Source organism: Flavobacterium sp., assembly GCF_039916025.1.
Taxonomy (GTDB): domain Bacteria; phylum Bacteroidota; class Bacteroidia; order Flavobacteriales; family Flavobacteriaceae; genus Flavobacterium.
In genome coordinates this window covers 35,965-49,660 of sequence record NZ_JBDSMB010000100.1, presented here as the reverse complement: position 1 = coordinate 49,660, position 13,696 = coordinate 35,965, and the positions used below count along the sequence as shown (strand labels likewise).

The following is a 13,696-nucleotide window of genomic DNA, read 5'->3' as shown; positions in this document are numbered from 1 at the left end:
ATCTTTACATTTGATTTTCTCAGATCGACTGTCAAATATAAATCAAAATTTGCGCCTTTTATGCATAGTGAAGAAGTTTTTATACTGGCTATTGAAAGTTCGTGTGACGATACTGCAGCTGCGGTTTTAAGAAATGATGTTGTGCTTTCAAATGTTGTCGCAAGGCAAAGTATTCATGAAGAATATGGTGGTGTCGTTCCTGAATTAGCTTCAAGAGCTCACCAACAGAATATTGTTCCGGTAATTGATGTCGCTTTGAAGAAAGCTAATATCACTAAAAATCAATTGTCAGCTATTGCTTTTACTCAGGGTCCGGGATTAATGGGCTCACTTTTAGTTGGTTCTTCTTTTGCAAAATCATTGGCTATGGCTTTGAATATTCCTTTGATTGCTGTGAATCATATGCATGCTCATATTCTGGCACATTTTATTGATGAAGAAGGTTTTGACAAACCTGAATTTCCTTTTTTGGCGTTGACCATTTCTGGTGGACACACACAAATTGTGAAAGTCAATGACTTTTTCAATATGGAAATCATTGGCGAAACCACCGATGATGCAGTTGGAGAAGCCTTTGATAAAACCGCAAAAATACTAGGATTTCCTTATCCGGGCGGACCATTGATTGACCAATATGCCAAAGATGGCAATCCAAAAAAGTTTGCGTTTACCAAACCAAGAATACCAGGATTGAATTTTAGTTTTTCGGGTTTGAAAACACAGATTCTCTATTTTGTTCAGAAAAATGTGCTCGAAAATCCAAATTTTATCGAAGAAAATAAAGCCGATATTTGTGCTTCTGTACAACACACCATCATTGAAATTCTGATGGACAAGCTGAAGTTGGCTGTTGCCGAAACCGGTATCAGGCAAATTGCCATTGGTGGCGGAGTTTCAGCTAATACGGGAATCAGGCAAACGTTAAAAGATGCCGAAAACAAATACGGCTGGAAAACTTTTGTGCCAAAATTTGAATACACTACAGATAATGCAGCGATGATTGGAATTGTGGGTTATCAAAAATATTTGCACGATAAATTTTCGGATGCGAATGTGGTTTCTAAAGCAAGAATAGAATTTTAAAAACTATGCAGCTATTCTATAATCCAACCATAAATGAAACCCAGACTTCTTTTGTTTTTGACAAAGAAGAAAGCAAGCATGTCATTAAAGTTCTCCGTAAAAAAGAAAGCGATATTCTTCACGTTACAAATGGTTTAGGTTTTTTATTTACAACAGAAATTACAATTGCTTCTGATAATAAATGCACTGTGAAAATCAATTCATTTGAAAAACAGGAAGCGCCAAAATTTCATTTGCATTTAGCCGTTGCTCCGACCAAAATGAACGAACGCTACGAATGGTTTTTGGAAAAAGCTACCGAAATTGGTATTCAGGAAATCACGCCAATTCTATGTGATCATTCAGAAAGAAAAGTAATCAAAACCGATAGGTTTCAAAAGATTCTGGAATCAGCTATGAAGCAATCTTTGCATTATTATTTGCCAAAATTAAACGAACCTATCAGCTTTAAAGATTTTGTCAAAACTCAAACATCTGGACAGTTGTTTATTGCGCATTGTGAAGAAACCGAGAAAAAATCCTTAAAAAATGAATTGGAAGCCAATAAAGATGTCACTATTTTAATTGGTCCTGAAGGCGATTTTTCTGTTAAAGAAATCCAACTAGCTATTGCTGCTAATTTTATTCCTGTATCTTTGGGAGCAACTCGATTGCGCACAGAAACTGCTGCTATTGTAGCCTGCCACAGCGTGGTTTTTAAGAATGAAGAGTAACTATATTAAATTTATGAAAAGACTGTTTTTTCTTTTTTTATTGATTTCAACGCTAAGTTTTTCCCAGGAAATTGCTTTGCTAAAATACAGCGGTGGTGGCGATTGGTATGCCAATCCAACTTCGTTACCCAATCTTATAAAATACGCCAATCAAACGATTAATACCAATATCAAATCAAAAGCTGCTACAGTTGAACCTGGAAGTTCTGAAATTTTCTCCTACCCTTTTGTACACATGACTGGCCATGGCAATGTGGTTTTTAGCGACGCGGAAATAATCAATTTGAGAAACTATCTGCTTTCGGGTGGATTTCTTCATGCTGATGACAATTATGGCATGGATCAATACATTCGCAGAGAGATAAAGCGCATTTTCCCTAACAATGATTTAGTTGAAGTGCCTGCAAATCACCCTATTTTTCAAAAACCAAATCTTTTTGCCAACGGATTACCAAAAATCCATGAACATGATGGCAAACGTCCGCAGGCATTTGGGATTTTCATTGACAACCGATTGGTGTTGCTTTACACTTATGAGTGTGATTTAGGCGATGGATGGGAAGATCCTGAAGTGCATAACGATCCCAAAGAAGTTCGTGAAAAAGCACTAAAAATGGGTGCCAATATTTTGAATTATATCTTCAATAACTAAACCTATAGTTTATTTCTTTCTTTTTTTGCATAAGTTGAAACAAAATCTTAAAATAAGATGTTGTTCATCGATTTGTTAATAAGTAGCCTTAATTTATTAACAACCTGCTAAAATATTTCATAAAATTGTAATAATTAATTAACAAAACCCAAATAAAAAATGAAAAAAATCTGTTTATCATTAGCCATTATGATGGCTTTGTTTTCTTGTCAAAAAGAAGATGATGCACAAACTACTACAAAAGCGTCCAGAAGAATTTGTGCTTCTCAGGAAGTGCTTGAAAGACAATTAAAAGAAAATCCTGAATTGGCTACAAAAATGGCGCAAATTGAAGCGTTCACTGAAAATGCCGTATTAAATCAAAGCCACAACCGTTTGGTTAATGGGAAAATTGAAATTCCGGTTGTTGTAAATGTTCTATATAAAACAACTGCTGGAAATATTTCTTTAGCCCAAATTCAATCTCAGATTGATGTTTTGAATAAAGATTTCAACGCTCAAAACTCTGATTACAATAGTGTACCGGCTTTATTCTCTGGTGTAAAAGCGAATGTTGGAATTACATTTGTTTTAGATCAGGTAATTAGAAAAGCAACAACTAAATCTTCTTGGGGAACAAGAGATGCTATTAAAAAATCTAAACAAGGTGGATTAGATCCAACAAGCCCAACTACAAAATTGAATCTTTGGGTTGGAACTATTGGTGGCGGAATCCTGGGTTATGCTCAGTTTCCTGGTGGTTCATCAGCGACTGACGGAGTTGTAATTGACCCATTGTATTTTGGTGTTACCAGTAATTCAGGCTCGGCTTATCCATATAACTTAGGAAGAACTGCTACTCACGAAGTTGGTCACTGGCTAAACCTTCGTCATATTTGGGGTGATGCCACTTGTGGAAATGATTTAGTTTCTGATACACCATCTCATAATGCTGCAAACTTTGGCGTTCCGGCTTATCCTCATTATAGTACTTGTTCAGGAACTCCGGTTGAAATGACTATGAACTATATGGATTATACCGATGACAGAGGAATGTATATGTTCTCATTAGGTCAAAAAACCAGAATGGATGCTATCTTCCTTTCAGGTGGACCAAGAGTTTCTTTCGCACAGCCATAATAAATTATTTTACATAGATTTGCTAAAAACTCGTCTCGTTAATCATAACCAGACGAGTTTTTTTTTATTTTTAATGAAATTTTTACGCATGGATAAATCCATTTTATCTGAAGAAATTCAAACCTTTATTACCAAAAATCTGGATGCAGCTGTTGCTGTTTTGGCGTTGCAAAAAAAACAATTTCCGGCAACTGACTGGACAGCGATTCTAAATCAAATTGCGGCCAAACAAAAAGCCAGAACCAAACTTCCAACTTGGTTCAACACTTCAAATATTTATTATCCCACTAAAATTTCCATTGAGCAAACTTCTTCTGAAAAAACAGCAGCACACAAGTCAGAGTTGGTTACTGGTGACAGACTAATTGATTTGACCGGCGGCTTTGGTGTTGATGATTTTTATTTTGCTAAAAAAATAAATCAGGTTACTCATTGCGAAATCAATCTGGAATTGTCAAAGATTGTGAAGCATAATTTTGAACAACTTGGCGTAACAAATATTGATTGCATTTCTGGTGACAGTTCTGAAATCCTAAAAAACCTAAATCAAAAATTTGATTGGATTTATATTGACCCTTCGAGAAGAAACGATGCCAAAGGCAAAGTATTTATGCTTAAAGATTGCTTGCCAAATGTTCCTGATTTATTGGATTTCTATTTTGGATTTACCGATAATATCATGATGAAAACGGCTCCAATACTTGACATTTCCGCTGGATTATCAGAATTGAAAAATGTAAAAGCAATTCATGTAGTTGCCTTAGAAAATGAAGTCAAGGAACTGCTTTGGATTTTAGAAAAAAACTATTCCAAAGCAATTCAAATTGTTACCTGTAACCTAATCAAAGACACAGCTGAAGAATTTACCTTTGAACTAGGGGATTCGACAGTTTCAAATTACAGCCTGCCTAAAAAATATTTGTTTGAACCCAACGCTGCGATAATGAAATCTGGTGGATTTGATGAAATCACAGCATCTTTTAAAGTTGAAAAACTGCATCAGCATTCGCATCTTTACACATCCGATGCTTTGAGTGAATTTCCTGGAAGAGCTTTTGAAATTGAAAATCAATTTGAATACAACAAACAAAACATGAAATCCTTTTTGGAAAACAAAAAAGCCAACATAACCACACGGAATTTTCCGGAAACGGTAGAAAACATTCGCAAAAAGTGGAAAATAAAAGATGGCGGAAATGTGTATTGTTTTTTCACAACTGATATAAATAATAATAAAATAGTTTTACTTTGCACCAAATTAAAATAGACCATGAACAAGATAGTTTTAGCTTTATTCCTTTTTGTTAACTTAACTGCATTTGCTCAAAAACCCTGCGAAATTGACGTTAATATTACCGATACTGTAGGCACTTATAAATCGACAAAACAATTCATCATTTTTGAAAGAAGCTTTGCGGGTAACTCAACTGATATCTTTTTTTCCTTGTCGAGCAACAATGCGGTTTTAGGTCTTGAAACACAAATAATAAGAAGAAGCAGCGGTTTTATCAAAGCCAATTGTTTTGACAACAATTCCAGAATTTATCTTCAGTTAAACAATGGCAAAATTGTCACTTTGCTTTATATAGGAAATGAAACCTGTGGAACATTAATTCGCAATGAGAATAGTCCAAACAGCAGAATTATGAGTGGTTCATTTGTGTTTTCGAAAGAGAATTATGAAGACTTAAAAGTATCGCAGGTAACGTTTATGAGAATAAAATTCTCTGGTGAAACGGTCGATTATCCTTTTAAAACAGAATTCACATCTGAGTTAGATAAAAAAACCTATCAACCCGAAAATTACTTTATCGATTATCTAAAGTGCATTGAGAATTAATCGGCGCAACGCCAGCTCTGGTTAGAAATTTTGTCTTTATTGCTTCCATTTAAATTATAATGCCACCATTCTGAATCGAATGATTTAAAATTGTGCTCGAGCATAATTTCCTTTAAAAACTTCCGGTTTGCCAAAATTTCCTCTGAAAGGTTTTGATAATTATGGCTTGCTTCTTCTCCAAAAAAATCAAATTTGGTTCCCATATTGACTTCTACGCCAAGCGAATCAACCAGCGAAATATCGACTGCACCACCTCGATTGTGAATCGAGCCTTTCTTTGGATTGGCAACAAAGTTAGCATCGGGAACAATTTTCCACATCTTTTTCTGAATCGCTTTTGGTCGGTAACAATCGTAGAGTTTAATTCTAAAACCTTGGGTCAAAAATGATTTATTTGCTTCCAATAATGCTTTGACAGTTTTCGCACGGAGAAAGCATTCATCACAAGGATATACTTTTTCTTTTAGGAAATTATCAGCTGTGGCATATTTCATATCAAACACAAAATCATTGCTGTAATTCCTAAGATTGACAAAAGCGTTGCTGTCAACTTCCTTTGTGATATCCAGTAAAGCTGGGGATTTCTTTGAATCGAGATAAGTTGATTTGCAGGACACGAGCGTAAGCGAACTGGCGAAACAAAACAGAGTTATAACAAATAAGAGTACTATTTTTTTCATGATTTTAAACTTCATCACTTGTAAACGTAGTGAAACTTTTCTTTTTGAATGGTCTGATGATTAATCGGCCTTCGCGGTCAAAACGAATATAATTATATACCCAATTTAAGAAAACAACTGCTTTGTTTTTGAAACCAATCAATGAAAACAAATGCACAAACATCCATACAAACCAGGCAAAAATTCCGCTGAAATGATAATGTGGCAAATCAACTACTGCTAAGTTTCGTCCAATAGTTGCCATCGAACCTTTATCATTGTATTCAAAAGCGTTCATGGTTTTTTTATGGATTAACTTAATCAGATTTTCGCCTAATAATTTGCCTTGCTGAATTGCAGGCTGTGCCATCATAGGATGACCTTCCGGATATTTATCGGTTTCCATCGAACAAATATCGCCAATGGCAAATATATTTTGATAACCAACAACCTGGTTATATCGGTTCACCCGAATTCTCTCCACTTTTTCAATCAAAGATTTCGAATCTAATCCTGCTATTTTTGCGCCTTGAACTCCGGCAGTCCATATCACTGTGGCAGAATCAAAAGTTAAGTCTGTGTTTGTTGTAATAGTTCTTCCGTCGTAATTTGTTACGCGGACATTCTTCCAGATTTTCACTCCTAAATTCAACAGGAATTTTTCGGCTGCTTGTGAAGACTTCACGGTCATCGTATTCAAAATTCTGTCACCACTTTGAATAAGATTGATCTGCATTTTATTAATATCTAAATCGGGATAGTCTTTTTGAAGAATGGCTTTTTTCATTTCTGCCAAAGCACCAGCGAGCTCAACACCTGTTGGTCCGCCACCAACCAAAACAAAATTGATTAATGTATTTCTATCACCTTCATTTTTTGTCAAAACCGCTTGTTCGAAATTTTCCAAAATCAAACTGCGGATATTCAATGATTGCGGAATCGTTTTCATTGACATTACATTGCGCTCAATTTCTTTGTTGCCAAAATAATTGGTTTTGGAACCTGTGGCTATAACCAAATAATCATAATGCAAATCGCCTATTTCGGTGATTATCTTTTGACTATTCGTGTCTATTTCTTTTACTGAAGTCAGTCGAAAATAAAAATCCTTATATTCCTGAATAACTTTCCGAATCGGATAAGCAATAGAACCGGCTTCTAATCCGCCAGTCGCAACTTGATATAATAAAGGCTGAAATGTATGGTAATTGTGTTTGTCAATCAATACAACCTGAACATTCCTGTTTCTTAATTTTTTGGATATTGCCAGACCGGCAAAACCGCCACCAATAATAACCACACGAGGTTTTTCTGAAGTTGGAATGTTCATCTGGCATTAATTAATTTTCATCCCGAAAAGCAACATCACCTTTCCATTTCATAAAACCACCTTCAAGGTTGTAAGCAGTTTCAAAACCCATTTGGTTCATAATCGCGCAAGCTTGCCCGCTTCTTCCTCCGGATTTACAATAGACATAATAATTTTTGGATTTGTCTAATTCATCTAATTTATAAATGAATCCCTGACCTTTATATATATCGTTTAAAATGGCATTTGGAATAATTCCCTCATTCCATTCGTCTTCTGTTCTAACATCCAGAATAACAGCATTAGGATCGTTTTCTAATTTTGTTTTCCAGTCTTCTTGTGATAAATTCATTGTTTGGTATTTGAATAACAAATATACTTCATTGTTAATTCAAATCCCATTGAGAAAAGGGTAAACTTCCATCCTATTAAAAAATTAACAAAAAAATAACAGACACTTGTATATACAAATGAAAAAACGTATTACATTTGTACCTACAAATATTGTACTAACAATTATGAAAATAGAAGACGTGATAAAATCTACAGTTCCTTTAAATGATGCCAAAAAAATCATTTTGAACTTTACCTATACTCAAATTGTTATTGGAGATAAGTTTCACGAAATATTAAAACCATACGACATTTCAAGAGAGCAGTATAATGTGCTGCGAATTTTACGTGGGCAAAAAGGTTGCCCTGCTAATTTGTGCATCATTCAGGAACGAATGTTGTCTAAAAACAGTAACACTACCCGACTGATTGACAAATTATTGCTAAAAGATTATGTCACACGTGAAGTTTGTCCGGATAACCGCAGAAAAATTGAAGTGCTTATAACCCAAAAAGGATTAGATATTCTAACCGAACTTGATCCGATTGTGATTGAACACGAACAACTGTTCGCTAATAATTTGACGCAACAGGAATTAGGACAATTAAACACTTTATTGGAAAAATACCGAAGTATATAAACGTTTACGGAATGTTAAAGTGTGCAATACAAAAGAAGAATTAATAATAAATTTATAATCAATACTTAATATTAAAAACAATGAAAAATTTAAAAACAATCGCAATCGCATTATTAGTAGCTTTTGGAACAACAGTAGCTACAGCACAAAGTAAAAAAATCAATGTAGAAAAGAGCACCATTACCTGGGTTGGTAAAAAAGTAACTGGTGAACATACAGGAACTGTTAATTTGAAAGAAGGAAATTTAATTTTCAAAAAAGGAAAAGTAGCTGGCGGAAATTTTACTGTAGACATGACATCATTAACCGGAACTGATGTTTCTGGCGAATGGAAAACTAAATTAGATGGTCATTTGAAGTCAGAAGACTTTTTCGGAACTGAAAAATTCCCAACTTCAACTTTAGTATTCAAAAAAATAGCTACTAAATCAGCTGGTTTATACACAGTAACTGCTGATTTGACTATTAAAGGAATTACAAATCCAGTAACTTTTGACTTAGCTGTAAAAGGAAATACAGCAGCAACAAAATTAACTATCGACAGAACTAAATATGGTATTAAATACAACTCAAAAAGCTTTTTTGACAGCATTGGAGACAAAGCAATCTATGATGATTTTGAATTAAATGTGAACCTACAGTTCTAATAATACTTGCTATGAAAAGAAAGACCTCGGAAAGAAATTTTCGAGGTTTTTTTATTTTTTGTTTGAAAATTAAAAACACATCACTACATTTGTTTTAATCAATTACAAAAATGATGAACATTTTAAATAATACTTGGTGGTGGAATAGTTTACGTCAGTCGTCGTGAAATAGTCCATTATTGGTGTCATTTATCCAAATAATATAAAGGCTTGTCATTCACGACAAGCCTTTTTTTTATGCTGAATTTATTTCAGCATCTAATTAAAAAAAAATCAACATGCAACAGTTTCAATTACATACACAGCACAAACAAATCCTTGCGGATACGATTACGCCGGTTAGCATTTATCTCAAAATCAGGGATAAGTTTCCGAATAGCATTTTACTTGAAAGTAGCGACTATCACACTGCCGATAACAGTTTCTCGTATATCTGTTGCAATCCTATCGCTTCGATAAAAATCGAAAATAATAGTATTGTAAAAGCTTTCCCTGATGGAACTTCGGAGAGAATAGAGCTTTCTGTTGATGTTAATGTCCCGAAAGTAATTGAAGAATTCGCCTCCAATTTCAAACCCGAAAAGAACAATTTTAAATTCATCAACAACGGTTTGTTTGGTTATATCAATTACGATGCGGTGCAATATTTTGAAAAAGTAAGCATCCAAAAACGAACTGATGATTTAGCGATTCCGGATTTATACTATGCGGTTTACCAGAATATAATCGCCATCAATCATTTCAAAAACGAAGCGTATATCTTTTGTCATAGCATTGACAACACCAATAACATCAAGGAAATTGAACAATTATTGCAAACCAAAACCTTTGCGAGTTATCGTTTTACCAAAGAAGGAAATTCTATTTCAAACTTAACTGATGTCGAATTCAAATCAAATGTGGCTTTAGCCAAAAAACATTGTCATCGTGGCGATGTGTTCCAATTGGTTTTGTCGCGACGATTTTCACAAGCATTTAAAGGCGACGAATTCAATGTGTATCGAGCTTTGCGAAATATCAATCCTTCACCCTATTTGTTCTTTTTTGATTATGGAAATTTCAAGATTTTTGGGTCTTCGCCCGAAGCACAACTAGTCATTTCTAATAAGCATGCCGAAATTCACCCAATTGCCGGAACTTTTAAAAGAACAGGAAATGACGAACAAGATGCCGAATTAGCAAAAAAATTATCTGAAGACGCCAAAGAAAACAGTGAACATGTAATGTTAGTCGACTTAGCCCGAAACGATTTAAGCCGGAATTGTACTGAAGTAAAAGTTGAGAAATACAAAGAAGTACAGTTTTTTTCGCATGTGATTCATTTGGTTTCCAAAGTCACAGGAAAACTAAACGGAAGCTCAATGAATTTGGTTGCGAATACTTTTCCCGCCGGAACATTAAGCGGTGCGCCAAAACACAAAGCGATGCAATTGATTGAAGAAATCGAAAACACAAACCGAACATTTTATGGCGGTGCGATTGGCTTCATGGATTTTGAAGGCAATTTCAATCACGCAATTATGATTCGGACTTTCCTTTCCAAAAACCATCAATTGCATTATCAGGCTGGCGCCGGAATCGTAGAAAGTTCTTCGGAAGAAAGCGAAATGCAGGAAGTTTATAATAAATTAGGAGCACTAAACAAAGCGCTCGAATTAGCAGAAACGATTTAAAATTTAGGATTTGAGATTTAGGAATTAGGATTTAATAAAACATCATGAAAAAAATAGCCGTTATAGATAATTACGACAGTTTCACCTACAACTTGGTTCACTATTTAGAAGATTTGAACGCACAAGTTACCGTTTACAGAAACGACGAATTTGAATTGGAAGAATTACAAGCTTTCGACAAAATTCTGCTTTCACCAGGTCCTGGAATTCCCGATGAAGCTGGTTTGCTCAAAGCTGTGATTTCAAAATATGCCGAAAGTAAAAGCATACTCGGAGTTTGTTTGGGTCAACAGGCAATCGGAGAAGTTTTTGGCGGAAGCCTTATAAACCTTGATAAAGTATATCACGGAGTTGCCACAAATGTAACACAGACAGTTACTGACGAAAGTCTTTTCAATGGTTTGCCAAATGATTTTGAAGTCGGGCGTTATCATTCCTGGGTTATTGCCAATGCTGATTTTCCAACTGTTTTGGAAATCACTTCAACAGATGAAAATGGTCAAATCATGTCTTTGCGCCACAAAACACTCGACGTAAAAGGAGTTCAATTCCATCCTGAAAGCGTTTTAACGCCTTTTGGTAAACAAATTTTAGAAAATTGGGTTAATGCCTAACGCTTATGAAAACAATACTCAACCGATTAATAAATCACGAAACGCTTTCAAAAACGGAAGCCAAAGAAGTTTTAGTAAATATTTCTTCAGGGCAATACAATCCAAGTCAGATTGCCTCGTTTCTGACGGTTTATATGATGCGAAACATTACCATTGAAGAGCTTTCTGGTTTTCGTGAAGCGCTTTTAGAACTTTGCATTGCTGTAGATTTTTCAGCCTATAACACTATCGATTTATGCGGAACCGGCGGCGATGGAAAAGACACTTTCAACATTTCGACTTTGGCATCCTTTGTAGTTGCCGGCACCGGAATTCATGTCGCAAAGCATGGAAACTATGGAGTTTCTTCTATTTCGGGTTCCAGTAATGTGATGGAAACGTTGGGCGTGAAATTCAGCAATGAGAAAGATTTTTTAGCCAAATGCATGGAAGAAGCCAATATTGCCATACTTCACGCGCCGCTATTTCATCCTGCAATGAAGAATGTTGGCCCGATTAGAAAAGAATTAGGTGTTAAAACTTTCTTCAATATGCTTGGTCCAATGGTAAATCCATCGTTTCCAAAGAACCAATTGGTTGGTGTTTTTAGTTTGGAATTGGCCCGAATGTATGCTTATTTATATCAAAACACCAATGTGAATTATACGATTCTCCACGCTTTGGATGGTTATGATGAAATTTCGCTGACTGCAGATGCTAAAATGATTACCAAAAACTCCGAAAGCATTGTCAATGCTGATGATTATCAGTTATCAAAATTGTATTTTGAAGATATAAAAGGCGGGGAAACCATTGAAGAATCAGCGCAAATATTCATGAATATCATTTCAGGAAAAGGAACTGAAGCACAACAGAATGTTGTTTGTGCCAATGCTGCTCTAGCAATTTCTACAGTTGAAAACTCATCTATAATTAATGCCTTTGCGAAAGCGAAAGAGAGTTTACAATCCGGAAAAGCTTTAGAAAAATTACAAAAACTACAGCAAATCAGCCAAAACGCATGAGTATTTTAGATCAAATAATTGCCAGTAAGAAGAAGGAAGTCGCTTTAAAGAAAAGCGTGGTTTCTGTTGCACAGTTAGAAAATTCAGATTTGTTCAACAAAAAAACGAGTTCACTAAGCAAGTCAATTATAAATTCACCATTCGGAATCATTGCCGAACATAAGCGTCGCTCACCTTCTAAAACCACAATCAACAATAGTTTTTCAGTAGAAGAAGTCGTTAAGGGCTATCAAAATGCTGGTGCTTCGGGAATTTCAGTTTTAACTGACATGCAGTACTTTGGCGGTTCGTTGGAAGATTTACTTTTGGCAAGAGCTTCGGTTGGAATTCCATTATTGCGCAAGGAATTTATTGTGGATGAATATCAATTATTGGAAGCCAAAGCCTTTGGTGCTGATGCAATTTTATTAATTGCTGCGGTTTTATCAAGAGAAGAAATCAAACAGCTATCTGAGTTTGCACAATCATTGGCTTTAGAGGTTTTATTGGAAGTTCATAATCAGCAAGAATTGGAAAAAAGTGTTATGCCAAGCCTTGATTTGATTGGCGTAAACAACCGAAACTTAAAAACATTTGAAGTGAGTCTGCAGAATAGTATTGACTTGGCTAACCATATTCCGAATGATTTTGTCAAGATTTCCGAAAGCGGATTAACATCAGCAGATGATATAAAACTATTGAGAAGCCACGATTTCCATGGTTTTTTGATTGGTGAGAACTTTATGAAAACCGATAATCCAGGAAAAAGTCTGGAGCAATTCATCAATCAATTAAAAGCATAATGGGAATCAAAGTAAAAATATGCGGAATGAAATTCCCTGATAACATCAGCGAAATTGCTTCATTGCAACCTGATTTTATGGGTTTTATTTTCTATGAAAAATCACCGCGTAATTTTGAAAATGTGATTCCGAATTTGCCAGAATCAATCCAAAAAGTTGGTGTTTTTGTCAATGCTTCTTTGGAAGAAATTGAAGAAAAAGTAACTCAATACGAATTGGATTTGATTCAATTACATGGCGATGAAAGTCCGGAATTTTGTTATTTGCTACAGCAAAATAAATTTAAAGTGATAAAAGCATTTAGCATCGATAACCATTTTAATTTTAGCGCATTAAATAATTATAATAACTATTGCGATTACTTTCTTTTTGATACAAAAGGAACGAAGTATGGCGGAAACGGAATTACTTTCGATTGGACAGTTTTAGAAAACTATCATTTAGACAAACCCTACTTTCTGAGCGGCGGAATCGGCGCAGAAAACATAGAAGAAGTAAAATCATTTCAAACAAAAGCTTACGCGAAGAATTGCATCGCAGTCGACTGCAATAGCAAACTGGAAATTTCACCAGCATTAAAATCAACAGAAAAAACAAAACAGCTTATAAACGCTTTTAAAGAATAAA

The 13,696-nt window shown here is 35.0% G+C and carries 16 protein-coding genes; 13 read left to right on the top strand and 3 right to left on the bottom strand.

The features are described from left to right. Nucleotides 1-60: 60 nt before the first annotated feature. From tsaD to ABIQ27_RS06960, 6 genes are all read left to right on the top strand, one after another. Nucleotides 61-1,083, top strand: coding sequence for a tRNA (adenosine(37)-N6)-threonylcarbamoyltransferase complex transferase subunit TsaD (tsaD, locus tag ABIQ27_RS06985; protein ID WP_348033067.1), 1,023 nt, complete (start codon nt 61-63; stop codon nt 1,081-1,083). A gap of 5 nt (nt 1,084-1,088) precedes the next feature. Further along, nucleotides 1,089-1,796 carry a 16S rRNA (uracil(1498)-N(3))-methyltransferase gene (locus ABIQ27_RS06980; protein ID WP_348033066.1) on the top strand — a complete coding sequence of 236 codons (708 nt, stop codon included), beginning with the start codon at nt 1,089-1,091 and terminating at the stop codon, nt 1,794-1,796. Nucleotides 1,797-1,809: 13 nt separating this feature from the next. Then, the gene (locus ABIQ27_RS06975; RefSeq protein ID WP_348033065.1) at nt 1,810-2,448 is read left to right on the top strand and encodes a DUF4159 domain-containing protein; all 639 of its coding nucleotides are present in this window, start codon (nt 1,810-1,812) and stop codon (nt 2,446-2,448) included. Nucleotides 2,449-2,607: 159 nt separating this feature from the next. Beyond that, nucleotides 2,608-3,567, top strand: coding sequence for a zinc metalloprotease (locus ABIQ27_RS06970; RefSeq protein WP_348033064.1), 960 nt, complete (start codon nt 2,608-2,610; stop codon nt 3,565-3,567). A gap of 88 nt (nt 3,568-3,655) precedes the next feature. Then, nucleotides 3,656-4,834, top strand: a complete 1,179-nt coding sequence (locus tag ABIQ27_RS06965; protein ID WP_348033063.1) for a class I SAM-dependent methyltransferase — start codon at nt 3,656-3,658, stop codon at nt 4,832-4,834. A 3-nt stretch (nt 4,835-4,837) separates the two neighbouring features. Further along, nucleotides 4,838-5,407, top strand: coding sequence for a hypothetical protein (locus ABIQ27_RS06960; protein ID WP_348033062.1), 570 nt, complete (start codon nt 4,838-4,840; stop codon nt 5,405-5,407). Here ABIQ27_RS06960 and ABIQ27_RS06955 read toward each other — a convergent pair. The 3 genes from ABIQ27_RS06955 to ABIQ27_RS06945 are packed head-to-tail and all read right to left on the bottom strand — an operon-like array spanning nt 5,404 to nt 7,727. After that, the gene (locus tag ABIQ27_RS06955; protein WP_348033061.1) at nt 5,404-6,087 is read right to left on the bottom strand and encodes a M15 family metallopeptidase; all 684 of its coding nucleotides are present in this window, start codon (nt 6,085-6,087) and stop codon (nt 5,404-5,406) included. The genes ABIQ27_RS06960 and ABIQ27_RS06955 overlap by 4 nt on opposite strands. A gap of 4 nt (nt 6,088-6,091) precedes the next feature. Further along, the gene (locus ABIQ27_RS06950; protein ID WP_348033060.1) at nt 6,092-7,396 is read right to left on the bottom strand and encodes an NAD(P)/FAD-dependent oxidoreductase; all 1,305 of its coding nucleotides are present in this window, start codon (nt 7,394-7,396) and stop codon (nt 6,092-6,094) included. Nucleotides 7,397-7,406: 10 nt separating this feature from the next. Next, nucleotides 7,407-7,727 (bottom strand): rhodanese-like domain-containing protein, encoded by a 321-nt coding sequence (locus ABIQ27_RS06945; protein ID WP_348033059.1) that lies wholly within the window; start codon nt 7,725-7,727, stop codon nt 7,407-7,409. Nucleotides 7,728-7,893: 166 nt separating this feature from the next. Here ABIQ27_RS06945 and ABIQ27_RS06940 point away from each other — a divergent pair, with 166 nt between their 5' ends. The 7 genes from ABIQ27_RS06940 to ABIQ27_RS06910 all read left to right on the top strand — a co-directional run bounded on the left by ABIQ27_RS06940 (nt 7,894) and on the right by ABIQ27_RS06910 (nt 13,695). Beyond that, on the top strand, nt 7,894-8,349 hold the full coding sequence (locus tag ABIQ27_RS06940) for a MarR family transcriptional regulator (RefSeq protein ID WP_348033058.1): 456 nt from the start codon (nt 7,894-7,896) through the stop codon (nt 8,347-8,349). 80 nt (nt 8,350-8,429) lie between these two features. Next, entirely contained in the window at nt 8,430-8,996 is a 567-nt protein-coding gene (locus ABIQ27_RS06935; protein WP_348033057.1) for a YceI family protein, read from the top strand. A gap of 278 nt (nt 8,997-9,274) precedes the next feature. Then, nucleotides 9,275-10,669 carry an anthranilate synthase component I family protein gene (locus tag ABIQ27_RS06930; protein ID WP_348033056.1) on the top strand — a complete coding sequence of 465 codons (1,395 nt, stop codon included), beginning with the start codon at nt 9,275-9,277 and terminating at the stop codon, nt 10,667-10,669. 44 nt (nt 10,670-10,713) lie between these two features. Continuing rightward, entirely contained in the window at nt 10,714-11,283 is a 570-nt protein-coding gene (locus ABIQ27_RS06925; RefSeq protein WP_348033055.1) for an aminodeoxychorismate/anthranilate synthase component II, read from the top strand. Between the two features lie 5 nt (nt 11,284-11,288). After that, nucleotides 11,289-12,287, top strand: coding sequence for an anthranilate phosphoribosyltransferase (trpD, locus tag ABIQ27_RS06920; RefSeq protein ID WP_348033054.1), 999 nt, complete (start codon nt 11,289-11,291; stop codon nt 12,285-12,287). Next, nucleotides 12,284-13,069 (top strand): indole-3-glycerol phosphate synthase TrpC, encoded by a 786-nt coding sequence (gene trpC / locus ABIQ27_RS06915; protein ID WP_348033053.1) that lies wholly within the window; start codon nt 12,284-12,286, stop codon nt 13,067-13,069. The genes trpD and trpC overlap by 4 nt, the downstream gene beginning before the upstream one ends. Then, entirely contained in the window at nt 13,069-13,695 is a 627-nt protein-coding gene (locus tag ABIQ27_RS06910; protein WP_348033052.1) for a phosphoribosylanthranilate isomerase, read from the top strand. The genes trpC and ABIQ27_RS06910 overlap by 1 nt, the downstream gene beginning before the upstream one ends. Nucleotide 13,696: the final 1 nt, after the last annotated feature.

Bases quoted from the DNA above. Each gene is read 5' to 3' on its own strand.
- tsaD (WP_348033067.1), top strand. From the start codon at position 61: ATGCATAGTGAAGAAGTTTTTATACTGGCTATTGAAAGTTCGTGTGAC.
- ABIQ27_RS06980 (WP_348033066.1), top strand. From the start codon at position 1,089: ATGCAGCTATTCTATAATCCAACCATAAATGAAACCCAGACTTCTTTT.
- ABIQ27_RS06975 (WP_348033065.1), top strand. From the start codon at position 1,810: ATGAAAAGACTGTTTTTTCTTTTTTTATTGATTTCAACGCTAAGTTTT.
- ABIQ27_RS06970 (WP_348033064.1), top strand. From the start codon at position 2,608: ATGAAAAAAATCTGTTTATCATTAGCCATTATGATGGCTTTGTTTTCT.
- ABIQ27_RS06965 (WP_348033063.1), top strand. From the start codon at position 3,656: ATGGATAAATCCATTTTATCTGAAGAAATTCAAACCTTTATTACCAAA.
- ABIQ27_RS06960 (WP_348033062.1), top strand. From the start codon at position 4,838: ATGAACAAGATAGTTTTAGCTTTATTCCTTTTTGTTAACTTAACTGCA.
- ABIQ27_RS06955 (WP_348033061.1), bottom strand. From the start codon at position 6,087: ATGAAAAAAATAGTACTCTTATTTGTTATAACTCTGTTTTGTTTCGCC.
- ABIQ27_RS06950 (WP_348033060.1), bottom strand. From the start codon at position 7,396: ATGAACATTCCAACTTCAGAAAAACCTCGTGTGGTTATTATTGGTGGC.
- ABIQ27_RS06945 (WP_348033059.1), bottom strand. From the start codon at position 7,727: ATGAATTTATCACAAGAAGACTGGAAAACAAAATTAGAAAACGATCCT.
- ABIQ27_RS06940 (WP_348033058.1), top strand. From the start codon at position 7,894: ATGAAAATAGAAGACGTGATAAAATCTACAGTTCCTTTAAATGATGCC.
- ABIQ27_RS06935 (WP_348033057.1), top strand. From the start codon at position 8,430: ATGAAAAATTTAAAAACAATCGCAATCGCATTATTAGTAGCTTTTGGA.
- ABIQ27_RS06930 (WP_348033056.1), top strand. From the start codon at position 9,275: ATGCAACAGTTTCAATTACATACACAGCACAAACAAATCCTTGCGGAT.
- ABIQ27_RS06925 (WP_348033055.1), top strand. From the start codon at position 10,714: ATGAAAAAAATAGCCGTTATAGATAATTACGACAGTTTCACCTACAAC.
- trpD (WP_348033054.1), top strand. From the start codon at position 11,289: ATGAAAACAATACTCAACCGATTAATAAATCACGAAACGCTTTCAAAA.
- trpC (WP_348033053.1), top strand. From the start codon at position 12,284: ATGAGTATTTTAGATCAAATAATTGCCAGTAAGAAGAAGGAAGTCGCT.
- ABIQ27_RS06910 (WP_348033052.1), top strand. From the start codon at position 13,069: ATGGGAATCAAAGTAAAAATATGCGGAATGAAATTCCCTGATAACATC.